Source organism: Neorhizobium sp. T6_25 (genome assembly GCF_002968555.1).
Classification (GTDB): domain Bacteria; phylum Pseudomonadota; class Alphaproteobacteria; order Rhizobiales; family Rhizobiaceae; genus Neorhizobium.
The window spans coordinates 1-13985 of the sequence record NZ_PVBL01000020.1 but is presented as its reverse complement, the minus strand read 5'-3'; the positions used below and the strand labels follow the sequence as shown (position 1 = coordinate 13985).

Sequence of the window (13985 nt, the reverse complement as noted above, 5' to 3'; positions counted from 1 at the left end):
TCAGATGGTTTCAAGCACGACGTCACGGATACCGCCGGCATCCAGCCGGTAGTGGCGGTAGAGATGAGTGGGTGGCGCAATCAGGCTATATTCGTCTTTGATGCCGTGGCGCACGAGACGGGCACCCTTGCCCTTCTCTGCAAGGACTTCGGCGACAGCGCCGCCGAGGCCACCAAGGATGTTGTGTTCCTCGACGGTGAGGATGACCTTCGACCGTGCGGAAGCTTCGATGATCGCCTCTTCGTCGAGCGGCTTAATCGAATGCATATCGATCAGGCCGACCGAATGTCCGGCGGCATTCAGTTCTTCCATCGCCTTTTTGGCGCCATGCACGGGATAGCCGGCCGCGATGATCGTCACGTCCTTGCCCACGCCATGAACGACAGCTTTGCCAAGTTTGAACTCAACGCCGTTTTCATAGACGACAGGATCGTGGCCGCGGTGAATGCGGAAATAGATCGGTAATGGGTAATCGACGGTCGCCTTGAGCGCTGCGGCGAGCGCCGGGCCATCGGCGGTCGAAACAACCGCAAGATTGGCGATGCTTCGCATGATGGCGATGTCTTCGGTGGCGTGATGCGAGGTGCCGTAGAAGCCGAGCGAAATGCCCGTATGGTGGCCGATCAGGCGGACCGGCTGCTTGCAATAGGCGACGTCCATGCGGATCTGCTCGCAGCAGAGCAGCGCCAGAAACGACGCGAATGTCGCCACATAGGGTATGGCACCGGTGGTCGCCATCCCGGCTGCCGCCGAGACCATGTTCTGCTCGGAAATTCCAAACTGTGTGAAGCGCTCGGGATAACGTTGAGCGAAGGCAACCAGCCCATTCGAATATTGTAGGTCGGCGGTTCCCGCCACGACGGGGTGGCCGGCTTCGGCCAGTTCGATCAGCGCGGTCGACAGGGTCGGCAGCGACGGAGCTCGGCGGTTGACCTCGCGGTACTGCCAGGAATCTTTCGAAATCAGCTGGTTCATTGTGCAATCACCGTGTTGAGGATCGTTTCGCGGGCAGCGGCTTCGTCTTCCGCGCCGAGATAGCCGAGATGCCAGCCGGGCTCGGTTTCCATGTAGTCGATGCCCTTGCCCTTCAGGGTCTGGGCGATGATGCAGCAGGGCTTGGTGCGGGTCTTGTCGGCCTTGACCTGACGAAGAAGGGTGGTGAGGGCGTGGATGTCGTGCCCGTTGACGACATGGACCTCCCAGCCGAAGGCGCGCCATTTCTCGTCCAACGGCTCGATGGCGATGATATCGTCAACTTTGCCGTCAAGCTGATAGCCGTTGCGATCGACGATCGCGACCAGGTTGGAAAGACCATGGCTTGAAGCGCACAGCGCCGCCTCCCAGACCTGACCTTCCTGCATCTCACCGTCGCCGAGCAGAACGAAGGCATTGAAATCCCGCTTCTGGAAGCGTGCGCCAAGGAGCATGCCGATGCCGTTGGACAACGCGTGGCCGATCGAGCCGGAGCTGAAATCGATACCGGGCACCTTGGTCATATCGGGGTGATCCCCGAGCGGGCTTCCCAAGCGCGTGTAGGTGTCTAGCCAGGAGGGATCGAAGAAGCCGAGATCCGCAAGAATGGGGAAGAGGCCGACGGCAGCGTGGCCCTTGCCCATCAGGAATCGGTCACGATCTGGCCAGGCCGGTTCGCCCTTTCTGATCTGCATGACATCGTAATAGAGGGCCGCGAAAATCTCGGCGCAGGAAAAGACCGACGTATAGTGGCCGACCTTGGCGATAGAAATGAGCCTGATTGTCTCCAGACGCACGAAGCGCGCACGTTCGCGCAGGCGCTCCAGTTTTTCTTCAGACAATGGGTCATTGGTGCGCGCCATCCCATCATGGCCGCTTGAAACCTTTAACACTGACAAGGATCCGCTCCCGTTTTTCTAACTTATAAGTTATAAGATATAGGAAAATAGGTGCCTTGCAAGATGTTTTTTGTTTGGCTGGCTCCGGCGTTCGAGCATAACCATTTGCTGACGCGCCAGTCCTGCGTGCAAACTCAAGCTGTTCTTACGGGAATAACCGCCCGTCCGTCGAAGAGGCGCGAAATTGAGTAACCTGTTGGTTTCCACGCGGAAGTGAGCCGGTTTTTCCACCGAGAAGTGAGCCACCTCTGAGTATGGTTTTCTGATCAGGCTTTGGTCAATAGGTTGGTCTTTTCTCCTCTCTTCTGTGCGGCGGCCGCGGAGCTGGCTTTGAAGCGGAAGCTGTCATTTCCGGTCTCGAGGATATGGCAACGGTGGGTCAGGCGATCGAGCAGAGCCGTGGTCATCTTGGCGTCGCCGAAGACGGTCGCCCATTCGCTGAAGCTGAGGTTGGTGGTGATGACGACGCTGGTGCGCTCGTAGAGCTTGCTCAGCAGGTGGAAGAGCAACGCTCCACCTGAAGCACTGAAGGGAAGGTATCCGAGTTCATCGAGGATCAGTAGGTCGAGGCGGACCAGCGTTTCGGCAATCTGACCTGCCTTGCCTTTGGCCTCCTCCTGCTCGAGGGCGTTGACCAGCTCGATCGTCGAGAAGAAGCGGACCTTTCGGCGATGATGTTCGATCGCCTGGACACCGAGAGCGGTCGCGACATGTGTTTTGCCTGTGCCCGGCCCGCCGACAAGGACGATATTCTGGGCTCCGTCCATGAACTCGCACCGATGCAGTTGGCGCACCGTCGCTTCGTTGATTTCGCTGGTGGCGAAGTCGAACCCGGAGATGTCTTTATAGGCCGGGAAACGGGCTGCCTTCATGTGATAGGCAATCGAGCGGACCTCGCGCTCAGCCATCTCGGCTTTCAGCAACTGGGACAGGATCGGCACGGCCGCATCAAAGGCTGGAGCACCTTGCTCGATCAGGTCCGTGACCGCTTGGGCCATGCCATACATCTTCAGGCTACGCAGCATGATGACGACGGCGGCGCTGGCAGGATCATGACGCATTGCGGCCTCCTGCTATCCGGACCCGCAAGCCATCATAGCGCTCTACGTTTGCCTTGGGTTCGCGCAACAAGGTCAGCGCCTGTGGTGTGTCGATGTCGGGACCATCGATTGCCTTGCCGTCGATCAACCGGTGCAGCAGGTTCAGCACATGCGTCTTGGTCGCTACGCCAGCATCCAGGGCCAGCTCCACAGCCCGGACGACGACTTGTTCGTCGTGATGAAGAACGAGAGCAAGAATATCGACCATCTCACGATCACCACCAGGGCGGCGGAGCATCTGGTCCTGCAGTTGCCGAAAGGCCAACGGCAATTCCAGAAAGGGTGCACCATTGCGCAGGGCACCGGGCTTGCGCTGGATGACGGCAAGGTAATGCCGCCAGTCGTAAATAGTCCGTGGCGGTTTATCGTGACTGCGCTCGATCACCCGCGGATGTTCGCAGAGGATATTTCCTTCGGCTGCAACGACCAGGCGCTCGGGATAAATCCGCAGGCTGACGGGCCGGTTCGCAAACGATGCGGGCACGCTGTAGCGGTTCCGCTCGAAGGTGATCAGGCAGGTGGGTGAGACGCGCTCGCTCTGCTCGACGAAGCCGTCAAACGCGGCAGGCAACGCCATCAACGCAGCCTGCTCGGCAGCCCAAATGTTGGCAATCGTGCCGGGCAAAGTGCCATGCGGTGTCTCGTGCCACAGGTTTTGGCAATGCTGCTCCAGCCAGGCGTTCAACGCCGGTAGATCTGGAAAGTCCGGCATCTGTTGCCACAACCGTGGTCGGGCATCCTGGACGTTCTTCTCGACCTGTCCCTTCTCCCAGCCTGCGGCGGGATTGCAGAACTCGGGCGCAAAGACGTAGTGGTTCGTCATCGCCTGGAAGCGGACGTTGACCTGCCGCTCCTTGCCGCGACCCACGCGATCGACCGCGGTCTTCATGTTATCATAGATGCCACGACCAGGTACGCCGCCGAACACACGGAAGCCATGCCAGTGGGCGTCGAAGAGCATCTCGTGCGTTTGCAGCAGGTAGGCTCTGACCAGAAAAGCCCGGCTGTGTGATAGCTTTGATATGGGCGACCTGAAGCTTCGTGCGCTCGCCGCCGATTACGGCATAGTCCTCACTCCAATCGAACTGGAATGCTTCACCTGGGCGGAAAGACAGCGGAACGAATATGCCGCGGCCCGCTGTCTGCTGCTCAGTCCGCCAGTTACGGGCGAACGCGGCGACCCGGCCATAGGAGCCGGTAAAGCCGAGAACCACCAGATCGGCATGAAGCTGCTTCAGCGTTCGGCGCTGCTTGCGCGACCTTCCGGCCTCGGTCTTCAGCCAGCCGGCAAGTTTGTCGGCAAAAGGATCAAGCTTGCTCGGCCGTTCCGGTACCGTGAACGTCGGCTCGATCGTACCGGCACTCAAATACTTTGCGATCGTGTTGCGTGACAGCCCAGTGCGCCGGCTGATCTCGCGGATCGACTGCTTCTCGCGCAGCGCCATCCGACGGATGATGTTTAAAAGTCCCATGTGGATCACTCCGTTGCCCCCGTCGCTCTCCGCGTTGGGGGGAAGGTTCACATGGCTCAATTCTCAATGGAAATTATGCGCCTAACCGGCTCAGTTCTGCGTGGAAACCAACATTTCGGCAAAGAGCGTGCGGGTTTGCCTTCACGATCTTCATCCCGTCGCTATCATGCCATTCGCGCTGTCGCTCTTTGCCTGTCGATTGCGCTTGTAATCCAGCTCACCATCATTTCGGGCTTGGCCACGTCCAGAGCGAGCAGGTCGATGCATTCGGTAACCCGATCTGTAGCAGCGGCGGCGTGGACCGTCGATTCAATGGTCGAGAGACCGACGGCCACCTCACCTGTTGTGTTCTCTGCATTGTACTTTCTCATCTGTCGCATGCTCACGCAACGGTTGGGTCAGCGGCGTTTCTTCGCCCGCTCGTCTCAAACACCGGAATGTCGAGCACACGCCAAGAGATATACATTCCTGGACTGACGCATACGGTATGGCGGCGGCTCCCGTCACGCAGCTGACTTCCCTTCAAATCAACGACGCTCTTATCTCGGGATGGCAACTACGCCTTCAAAAACTGACCCGCGGATAGCTTCAAATTGATAAGCCCAACACGTCTGATCGGGTCGGGGTATTCAAGGATGTCCGTGGTTCTCCCCTCGCAAGGCGTCACCGTCATACGCTTTCCGGAGACTCGGATCCGAGGCGTTGAATGGCCCCATGTGTGCGTTAGGGCAGGCGTAATTCAGTTCAGCCTGTCGTCCTCAAAAGCGCCTTCCCGCTCAGAGCGCCTTGGTCGGTAGGCTTAGGCATCCGTGCAGCTTTTACGATGTGACGGGCACTGTTCAGATTGCCGTGAGCTACGGCGTCGCTCAGCGAAGCGCCTGCTTACGGTGGCGAGAGCCGTCCGGCCGCGAAGTCGCGCGCGACTGAGATAAAGGCCTGAAAGGCCGCGGAGGAGTTGCGCCGATTGTAGTAATAGAGGCACAACGGCGCAAGCGGCGGAGTCCAGTCGTCGAGAATGCGCACAAGCCGTCCTGCCGCCAAGTCATCCCGCACATCAGCCTCCATGAAATATCCGATCCCAACGCCGTTCGTCACCGCGATCCGCGCCAGGGATGCTTCGTCAAGAGTGATCGGCCCCCCGACGTCGAGTTGCAGTTCTTCTCCACCCTTCTCGAACCGCCATCGGAGCAATGTGCCATCGGGAAGCCGCCCGCGAACGCAAGGATAAGAGAGCAGTTCTTGCGGCACTCGGGGGACAGCCCTTTTTTCGAAAAAAGCGGGCGATGCGGCAACCGCCATGCGCCTCATCTTGCCCAGAGGAATGGCGATCGCGTCGCTCGGCACAAAATCCGCGCTGCGCACTCCCAAATCAAAGCCCGCCGCCACGACGTCGACAAGCCGCCCTTCCGTGACGATATCGATATGAACCTGCGGATAGCGCTGCAAATAACTCAAAACCAGCGGCGCCATGATTTCGCGCGCTGCGGTCGCGAATGCATTGATCCGCAGTATGCCAGAAGGCGTCTCCTGCTGCGAGCGCGCCGTATTCATGGCTTTTTGAATGCCCTCAAGAGATGGTTTAACCTGTGCAACAAATATCCGCCCAGCATAGGTGAGTGAGACGCTGCGCGTCGTACGATTGAATAATCGCACGTCAAGCTGACGCTCTAGCTTACCCACCGCGTTGCTGATGGCTGTGGTCGACATGCCAAGATCAGTTGCCGCCGCTCGGAACGAGCCGCACCGAACAATGGCAAGAACCGCCTCAAGTTCGATCAATGAATGGCGCGTCATTGTCCTGCTTTTCGTAATACCCCATGGCGATTTGTCTTGCTTATCAGGCGAAAAGTCCAGCGCTAAATTGGCGGCATCACCACCCAGGAGATGAACATGTCACTGAACCTACCCAAGCCGATCGCCCACTATATCGAGGCAAACGCCCGTCTCGATCTTGAGGGCATGATGAAATACTTCACGAACGATGCCGTCTTCATCGACAACGGCAAGCGCTACGAGGGATCGGCTGAGATCCGTAAGCTACTCAGCGACGAAGCGATCGCGGTGAAGGCGATCTTCGAGCCCGATACTGCTCGGGTAGAAGACGGCAATGTCGTGCTTGAGGGTCCCGCTCATGGTGAGTTCCCCGGCAGCCCGCTGCGCTTCACCTATCACTTCACGCTGGCGAATGACGCCATCAAAGTTCTGGAGACCACGGTATGAGCATTCAGGCAGATCCCAACGAGTTCGCCGGCAAGCGGGTCCTCATCAGCGGCGGCACCAAAGGTCTGGGCCGCGCCACGGTCCAACGCTTCCTCGCCGGCGGAGCGCGTGTGGTAACAGCCGCCCGCACGATTAGGGATCAGATCGAGGGCGTTGAATATGTCCAGGCGGACCTGACCACTGCGGAGGGTAGCGAAGCCCTAGTTAAGGTGGCACTTGAGCGGCTGGGCGGCATCGACATTCTTGCCCATGTTGTCGGCGGCTCGGCGTCGCCGGCAGGTGGCTTCGCCGCGCTGACGGACGATCACTGGCTAGCCGAGCTGAACCTGAACCTGCTGGCGACCGTCCGTCTCGATCGACTGATGATCCCGCAGATGCTTGAACGAGGCAAGGGCACCGTGGTCCATGTCACCTCAATTCAGTCTGTTCTGCCGCTGCCCGAATCTACGACAGGCTATGCCTCCGCGAAGGCCGCGTTGAGGACCTATAGCAAGTCGATTTCGAAAGAACTCGGTCCCAAGGGCGTACGGGTCAACTCCGTATCTCCAGGCTGGATCATGACTGATGCCACTGGAGACTTTCTCGAAATGCTGCGGAAGGCCAATGGTGGCACGATCGAGGACGCGCGGCAGTCCGTTCTCGATGTCTTGGGCGGGATCTCGATCGGGCGCGGCGCAGAGCCTGAAGAGGTGGCCGATCTTATCGCCTACCTCGCCTCGGACCGTGCTGCCGCAATCCACGGCGCCGAGTTTGTCATCGATGGCGGCACTATCCGCACTGTCTAAAGATGCGTACCGGCATGCGCGCAAGAGCGGATGCCGGTCACTAGCGTGCCCCGACCATGGAAAAAGCCATCGCGGGTTGCCGACAGGAGGAGTTGGCAACGATCGCCGGCGATCGAAAGGGAGCCTTATAGACATGGCGCCAGCGCTCTTCTTGGTGAACAAACACATAGCCTAGTTGCGAGATCTGCTCCGCGCGATAGAACCTTCTCGTCACACCTGCACGTGATCTATCAAAATCGCACAGGGCACGCGTGATACCGGCTGGATCATTGGGATAAAATTCAAGAAAGTGATGTCCAGTGGAATCGGCGCCCATCGAAACCGAACGTCTCATTCTCCGCAGGCCCGGCGCCTCAGATACCGATTGTCACGATCGGCCGTCAGCGTCTCGAACACCTGCTCCCAAATACCAGCGTGGCACCAGCGGCTGAAGCGCTTATGCACCGTCTTCCACTTGCCATATCGCTCCAGCAGATCACGCCAATGCGCCCCCGAGCGCAACACCCAAAGACAACCATTGATAAACAACCGGTTGTCCGAACCGGTGCGCCCGGGATCGCCGGATTTGCCGGGCAACAACGACACAATCTGCGCCCACTGCACATCGCTCAATTCATATCGTCTGGCTGCCACCCGCAGACCTCCGTGTTGAACACGGGAGCCTATGAGTCAGCATTCAGGCGATTTGGGAATCCTGAATGTCGATCGGTCCTAGGGCTTAAGGAGCCCATACTACCAGATTAGTAGCAGATACCTAGGTTCGGTAGTGCCAGTCGAGACCTTCATCCATACTGCAACTGCTGCTCGGCGGTCCTCGCACCTCCTCTGGCCAATGACGCAGCGTCCTCCCTCCGCCTGCCGGGCAACAGCTCCCCTCGTTGCCCGGCAGGGGGACCCGAAGCTGAACCGAACTGAAGGAAAAACCAATGGAACTCGCACAATTCTCCCTTTCGCTTGCTGCGACGACGGCGCTTGCACTTGCGACGCTGATTCCGGTTCCGGCGCTTGCCGCTCCGGTCAAGAACGTCGTACTGGTACACGGTGCCTTCGCAGACGGCTCCGGCTGGCGCAGTGTCTATGATGACCTGACCAAGCGTGGCTATCGCGTGACGATTGTCCAGAATCCGCTTACCTCACTCGAGGAGGATGTCGCCGCGACCAGGCGCGCTCTGGATCGCCAGGATGGGCCGGCCGTACTCGTCGGTCATTCCTGGGGCGGCACGGTTATCACCGAAGCCGGCATTCACGAAAAGGTCGCCGGACTTGTCTATGTCTCAGCCCTTTCGCCTGACGTCGGTGAAACGACAGCCAAGCAATACGAAGGCTTCGCGCCCACTCCTGAATTCGTGATCGAGACGACAAAGGACGGCTTCGGTTTCGTAAACCTGGATAAGTTCAAAGCTGGTTTTGCTCATGACGCCGGCGATGAGGACGTGGCATTCCTGCGCGACTCCCAGGTGCCGATCAATATGGCTGTCTTCGCTACCAAGCTAAAGAACGCTGCATGGAGAACCAAACCAAGCTGGGCCGTCATCGCCACTGAAGACAAGGCATTCGATCAGGCCATGCTGGTTCACATGGCAGAACGCATAGGAGCCCGAATCACGAAGGTCTCCGCCAGCCACGCGCTCTTCATGACGCAGCCCAAGATCGTCGCCGACACGATTGATCAGGCCGCAAAGAGCGTCTCCGCCAAAGCGATGAGATGACGTGCAGAAGCAACGCGAGCTGACACGCATTGCCGGCTAGCACGACAGTAGGATCTCCCACGAGCTTGCGCCCGGTGTGCTCAGCCAGCCCCGGCGGTAAGCGAACGTTCTCGCGACATTTCGAGGAATCGGAAACACGACCACGGCATTATCTCTATCCTCCCCGAGTATAGTCACTCCATACTCGAGGACCACTTGGCGGAGCGCGGGTCAAGGGTATGATGCGCGTATGGAAAACCGAACCAACCATCCTGATCGACTGCAAGCTGAGCCGCCTCATCCGCTCCGAAGTAACTTTCTTCGGAGCGGATGCACCGCAGCCTTGATACGCCAGCCGTTTCGACGACCACGGGTAGGCCGCCCTCAGCACTAGATGAGTGCCAGACAAAAGTTCACCCGCGCCAGCCGACTGATAATTGTGTCCAGGTCCGATCGGCCGGGGCCGGGAACCATTTGTGCGAGAGGAGTTACATCCGATGTCCGTACTTGAAGTCCTGATACGAGCAGACGGTCAGCTCATCTTCATTGACCAACATCAACAAATGGCCTTCGGCGCCCAGTCAATCGGCCGGCAACGACTAAACCACAACGTGATGGCCGTTGCGGCCGGGAATCTTCCGCATCCTGCGGGAATCCAGGCGTTTCGAAAGCGGATGCTGATCTGCAGAGCGAGGTGTTGGCTTTCCCATCGAGAGTAAGCAAATCTGTTTTTCGGCATCCTAAGCATAAAGTGTAGGAATAAACTGTTAGTGCACGCGCGGAGAGACAAGCTTCGTCGCCCGCAGCTATGACGACAATGGCAAGAGCCGGGGAGAGCCTGTATTGGCAGTACGACGAGAGTCCGAGATCTTCGATCTGGTCAGCGACAGTGTTATCGTTCGCGATATGGCAGGACGTATTCTTGTCTGGAACGCGGTTTCGGCACACCTCTATGGCATTCCTGAAGAGCTTGCGCTTGGGCGGCATTTGCATGACTTGGTACACTCGCGCTACGCTGTCTTGCCTAAGGCAATCGACGAGGAGCTGGCACGTGCTGGTCAGTGGCATGGTTCAGTACGTCGGAAGGTGCCTCACCGGAATCCCGTCTCCGTCCGAGTGAAGTGGCAGCTTGAGCGAGACGACGAAGGAGTGCCCGTCTCGATCATTGAGGTCGGTCGCCTCATGACCGATGCCTCGGGGATCAGCACCGGCCAGCAATCACGCCTTCTCAGCGCCATGAATGTCGCCGTGCTGGAGATCGACCTTGGCCCCGCTTTCCAACTCTTGTCGGAGCTCGCGCGTGATCGCCAAGCGGACCTGCGAACTCAGCTGACTGAAAACATAGGGGTTCTGCAAGCGTTGCTGAGCGCGGCGGCGGTCGTAAGCTTCAATGATGAGGCCATAACTCTTCTTGGGCGAGGCACATGCGATGATTTACACGGGTCTTTTGCCAGGTTCTGGCCTCCAGAAAGCCTGGACCAATTCGGGGACTGCCTTGTGGAAGCAGTCGCGGGCAATTCACCCTATCGTTCCATCTGCAGACTACAGGGTTTAGACGGCGGATGCTTCGACGCTGATCTCACCGTCACTCGCTCTTCTGAAGTGCACGCCGCGTCTCTCGTCTTCGGTGTAAGAGATGTTTCGGCAACACGGCAGGCGTATGGGGAACTGGAGGCCAGTGAACGCCGCTACCGTAGTCTCTTCGAATACATGCCCATCGGCCTGACCCAAGTAGATGCAAGCGGCCTGGTGTCCATGTTTGAAGACCTACGCAAACAGGGGGTCAGCGACCTTGATGCGTACATCGAGTCCAACCCAGGATTTCTTGAAAGAGCTCTGGAAGCACTAAAGGTGGAGGATGTCAACCAGCACAACCTACGAATGTTCGGAGCCGAGTCAGTTGGGGAGATGCAAGGATCTGTGAGCCGTTACTGGGAGGCAAGCCTGCCGACTATGCGCCGCTCTCTTGTGGCGCGATACCGCGGCGAAGACCTGTTTCAGGAGGAAACACGCGTTGCAAGGATGAACGGAGAGATCCTCGATGTCGTCTACGCTGCAGCTCGCAATAAGCTAATGCCAGAAAAAAGCCTGGTAGGCTTCATCGACATCACAGAACGGAAGCAGTCCGAAGCGGCGCTGCGTCGAAGCGAACGACGATACCAGAACCTCTTTCAAGCGATGACGGTTTCCTTTTTAGAGTTGGATCTGGCCGACGTTCTGGCAGTTATCGAGCGACTTCGATCGGAAGGCCTCGGAGACCTCAATGACTACTTCCGGAACCATCGTGCCGGGATTCGAGAATTATTGAAGGCCACACGCATTATCGACGTCAACGATCAGACGCTGGCACTGTTTTCCGGCGGCGGTAAAGACGCCTTGGTAGGAACGTTGGATGTTTTCTGGGCGGAAGATTTTTTTGGAGATTTTGCGGGTGCGTTGATTTCTGTTTTGCAGGATGGATCAAGCGTGTCTATCGAGACGCGGTTAAGAAGGCTCGATGGCAAATTATTCGACGCTCAATTTACGCTCTGGTTCATGGATGACGACCGGAGCCGAGGTTTGGCCGCGATCACCGACATCAGCGAACGGATCCGCGCACGCGCGCAACTTGAGCAGAGCGAGCAGAGGTATCGGGATCTCTTTCATCACATGCCAATCCCCTTGCTGCAGGTTGAGACGGAGAGCCTCCTGCAAACAATGAACAAGCTGAAAGATGAAGGGGTCAACGATCTCAGCGGCTATGTTGCGGACAATCCGGAGTTTTTGGAATTTGCCGCGAAGCGCCTGGTGGTAGCAGAGTCCAATGGTGCCGCGGCCAAAGTGCTTGGCGCCCGCGACCCGCGTGACCTTCTCGGCCCGATGACGCAACTGTGGACCAACAACCTATCGGCGCTAACGCGGGTCTTAGATAGCCGCTTTCGCGACCTCGACACCCATGAGGAGGAGATCAAGATCACTGGGATTGACGGTCGCATCATTGATGGAGTACTGACCGTCGCTTTTCCGCCGGCCCTTGATAAACTGGGCATCACTTTATATGCGTTTGTCGATACGACAGACAAAAATCGGGCGCAAACACGGGTGCGCCAAATTGAGGCCGAATTTGCGCATGCCGCGAGGGTCTCGATGCTGGGTGAGCTCACAGCTTCAATTGCGCATGAGGTTAATCAACCGCTGGCCGCAATCACGACAAATGGTGAAGCGGGTCTGCGCTGGTTGAGGCGGCCGAAACCTGAGTTGCCGGAAATAGAACAGCTCATCGGTCGCATCGTCTCAGAAGCCAGACGTGCGGCGAACGTGATTGCGCGCGTTCGCGCCATGGCCCTTCGTCGTGCACCCGAGCGAGAGATCCTTATTCTCGACGAAGTCATCGAAGAGTCGCTCCTGTTCTTAAAGCACGAACTCGCGGCAAAAAATATAACGGTCACGCATCATCCTTCGGCGACTATAGCCCGAGTAACTGCCGACCGCACGCAACTCCAGCAAGTTATCGCAAATCTTGCCGTGAATGCGGCCCAGGCGATAGCACTGGGTTCCGAGGGCGAGCGGAAAATCATAGTCAGCACGAGCTTGGAGGGAGATACCGCCCGATGCATGGTGGAGGATTCAGGCCCCGGAATTGCAGAGGAGCATGCGAACCAACTGTTCGAAAGCTTTTTCACCACCAAGGACGACGGGATGGGCATGGGATTGGCGATTTGCCGCTCTATCGTCGAGTTACACGGCGGCTCCATTTCGGCTGACAGCGGCAGCGCCCTGAAGGGTGCACGCTTCATCGTCACTCTTCCCGCAATCGGCTCGGATTTTGAAATTCCTGTTGAGAATGCCTAATCACAACCGGCCGTGCCGAGGCTCGCTCAAATGACCGAAAGGCAATATAAACTGCCAGCCGCCTGCGCGGCTGGCAGTTTATAGCTGGAGGTCGAGCTTGCCTTAGTTTGGCCGGCTGGCTCCGGGGTAATAGTCGCCGCTGCCGACTTTCTGCTGAGACTGTTTGTCAGTTTCGACAGGGGCCTTGGAGATGCTGCCGGTGACGGTGCGGTCGATCGCTGCGGTACGATCGGCGCCCTCGAAATATTCACCCTCAGCAAGAGCTGCGGCGTACACGCTGGATGCGAGGAGAGCTGCGATGGTCAGAGTCTTGATCATTGTCGTGTTCCTTGATGTTACGATCAGCACGGATTTGCGACCGGTGCTTGATCGATGACTTGAATGAACTGAGTGGGGACAGACTCGGGCTTTACCCAAACCTCATTCTTCGCCGATTCGGCGATTATCGCGGCTTGTGTGAGCCGGTTCCGAGGACTTCCGGGTCTCCGCGCGGTCGATGCTGCCAGTGCTGAACTGGTCGACGATGACCTGCTTTTGATCCTTGCTAACGCCCTCGTAATAATCACCCTCAGCGAGGGCTGTAGACGAAAGAACAACCGATGCTATGAGTGCGGCAATTGCTGACTGAAGGGTCTTTTCCATTTCCGTAGTTCCCTGGGTTCGTGTTAGATAATCCCGGTTCTTTCCGGTAATCAAACCCTACCTTTCACCACCATCAGGATCTATCGAACTCAGGTTTGGCACGCTAACCTATGAGTATAGGTTCATTGCCGCTGCGGCTGAGGCTCCGGCGAACACGCAGATGAAAACTTGACTGTCGGACTATGCGCCGCATCCTCTGACGGAGGCTGTAGTGATCTTGCCTCTGGTAGGTTCTCCCATGGAAACTAGCACTACTTTGGCAGAATTGATTTTGGCGTCATTTGGAACCTGATACGGCAGTGTGGACATCGTTGTGGTGGATGGTGGTTTGAGAGCGCGGCTATGACGGCGCGTCGGATAGCTGGCAGTGTCGGTT

Annotated in this window: 11 protein-coding genes and 3 pseudogenes; 5 read left to right on the top strand and 9 right to left on the bottom strand. The window is 57.9% G+C overall.

The features are described from left to right. The 6 genes and pseudogenes from C5L10_RS22825 to C5L10_RS22800 all read right to left on the bottom strand — a co-directional run bounded on the left by C5L10_RS22825 (position 1) and on the right by C5L10_RS22800 (position 6237). Positions 1–975: a transketolase family protein gene (locus C5L10_RS22825; RefSeq protein ID WP_105431538.1), complete on the bottom strand. Its 975-nt coding sequence runs from the start codon at positions 973–975 to the stop codon at positions 1–3. Next, positions 972–1835 carry a transketolase gene (locus tag C5L10_RS22820; protein ID WP_105431537.1) on the bottom strand — a complete coding sequence of 288 codons (864 nt, stop codon included), beginning with the start codon at positions 1833–1835 and terminating at the stop codon, positions 972–974. Before C5L10_RS22820 ends, C5L10_RS22825 begins: the two co-directional genes overlap by 4 nt. A gap of 302 nt (positions 1836–2137) precedes the next feature. Beyond that, a complete protein-coding gene (istB, locus tag C5L10_RS22815) occupies positions 2138–2932 on the bottom strand; it encodes an IS21-like element helper ATPase IstB (protein ID WP_105431536.1) in 795 nt (264 codons plus the stop codon). Next, positions 2922–4443 (bottom strand): annotated as a pseudogene (istA, locus tag C5L10_RS22810) (IS21 family transposase). The gene istB and the pseudogene istA overlap by 11 nt, the downstream one beginning before the upstream one ends. Positions 4444–4607: 164 nt before the next feature. Beyond that, positions 4608–4814 carry a hypothetical protein gene (locus tag C5L10_RS22805; protein ID WP_105431535.1) on the bottom strand — a complete coding sequence of 69 codons (207 nt, stop codon included), beginning with the start codon at positions 4812–4814 and terminating at the stop codon, positions 4608–4610. 511 nt (positions 4815–5325) lie between these two features. After that, the gene (locus tag C5L10_RS22800) at positions 5326–6237 is read right to left on the bottom strand and encodes a LysR family transcriptional regulator (RefSeq protein WP_105431534.1); all 912 of its coding nucleotides are present in this window, start codon (positions 6235–6237) and stop codon (positions 5326–5328) included. A 96-nt stretch (positions 6238–6333) separates the two neighbouring features. Between C5L10_RS22800 and C5L10_RS22795 the strand changes: the two genes are divergently transcribed. Together C5L10_RS22795 and C5L10_RS22790 are read left to right on the top strand one after the other, a co-directional pair. Next, complete coding sequence (locus C5L10_RS22795; protein WP_105431533.1) at positions 6334–6663, top strand: nuclear transport factor 2 family protein; 330 nt, start codon at positions 6334–6336, stop codon at positions 6661–6663. After that, positions 6660–7448: an SDR family oxidoreductase gene (locus tag C5L10_RS22790; protein WP_105431532.1), complete on the top strand. Its 789-nt coding sequence runs from the start codon at positions 6660–6662 to the stop codon at positions 7446–7448. The genes C5L10_RS22795 and C5L10_RS22790 overlap by 4 nt, the downstream gene beginning before the upstream one ends. A 354-nt stretch (positions 7449–7802) precedes the next feature. Here C5L10_RS22790 and C5L10_RS22785 read toward each other — a convergent pair. Beyond that, positions 7803–8081 (bottom strand): annotated as a pseudogene (locus C5L10_RS22785) (transposase); the annotation flags it as partial. A gap of 293 nt (positions 8082–8374) precedes the next feature. On the opposite strand from C5L10_RS22785, the gene C5L10_RS22780 reads away from it, so the two are divergent. From C5L10_RS22780 to C5L10_RS22770, 3 genes and pseudogenes are all read left to right on the top strand, one after another. Then, positions 8375–9157, top strand: a complete 783-nt coding sequence (locus C5L10_RS22780) for an alpha/beta fold hydrolase (protein ID WP_105431530.1) — start codon at positions 8375–8377, stop codon at positions 9155–9157. A 476-nt stretch (positions 9158–9633) separates the two neighbouring features. After that, positions 9634–9762, top strand: a pseudogene (locus tag C5L10_RS34410) (hydrolase); the annotation flags it as partial. A 217-nt stretch (positions 9763–9979) separates the two neighbouring features. Next, complete coding sequence (locus C5L10_RS22770) at positions 9980–12967, top strand: ATP-binding protein (protein WP_105431528.1); 2988 nt, start codon at positions 9980–9982, stop codon at positions 12965–12967. Positions 12968–13069: 102 nt separating this feature from the next. Here the strand turns inward: C5L10_RS22770 and C5L10_RS22765 are convergent, their stop codons facing one another. Then, a complete protein-coding gene (locus C5L10_RS22765; RefSeq protein WP_105431527.1) occupies positions 13070–13285 on the bottom strand; it encodes a hypothetical protein in 216 nt (71 codons plus the stop codon). Positions 13286–13387: 102 nt separating this feature from the next. Next, positions 13388–13609, bottom strand: coding sequence for a hypothetical protein (locus C5L10_RS22760; RefSeq protein WP_105431526.1), 222 nt, complete (start codon positions 13607–13609; stop codon positions 13388–13390). Between the last annotated feature and the right edge of the window lie 376 nt (positions 13610–13985).

What these genes read in the sequence shown, in the direction of transcription:
- C5L10_RS22825 (WP_105431538.1), bottom strand. Translation starts at nt 975, where the DNA reads ATGAACCAGCTGATTTCGAAAGATTCCTGGCAGTACCGCGAGGTCAAC.
- C5L10_RS22820 (WP_105431537.1), bottom strand. Translation starts at nt 1,835, where the DNA reads ATGGCGCGCACCAATGACCCATTGTCTGAAGAAAAACTGGAGCGCCTG.
- istB (WP_105431536.1), bottom strand. Translation starts at nt 2,932, where the DNA reads ATGCGTCATGATCCTGCCAGCGCCGCCGTCGTCATCATGCTGCGTAGC.
- C5L10_RS22805 (WP_105431535.1), bottom strand. Translation starts at nt 4,814, where the DNA reads ATGAGAAAGTACAATGCAGAGAACACAACAGGTGAGGTGGCCGTCGGT.
- C5L10_RS22800 (WP_105431534.1), bottom strand. Translation starts at nt 6,237, where the DNA reads ATGACGCGCCATTCATTGATCGAACTTGAGGCGGTTCTTGCCATTGTT.
- C5L10_RS22795 (WP_105431533.1), top strand. Translation starts at nt 6,334, where the DNA reads ATGTCACTGAACCTACCCAAGCCGATCGCCCACTATATCGAGGCAAAC.
- C5L10_RS22790 (WP_105431532.1), top strand. Translation starts at nt 6,660, where the DNA reads ATGAGCATTCAGGCAGATCCCAACGAGTTCGCCGGCAAGCGGGTCCTC.
- C5L10_RS22780 (WP_105431530.1), top strand. Translation starts at nt 8,375, where the DNA reads ATGGAACTCGCACAATTCTCCCTTTCGCTTGCTGCGACGACGGCGCTT.
- C5L10_RS22765 (WP_105431527.1), bottom strand. Translation starts at nt 13,285, where the DNA reads ATGATCAAGACTCTGACCATCGCAGCTCTCCTCGCATCCAGCGTGTAC.
- C5L10_RS22760 (WP_105431526.1), bottom strand. Translation starts at nt 13,609, where the DNA reads ATGGAAAAGACCCTTCAGTCAGCAATTGCCGCACTCATAGCATCGGTT.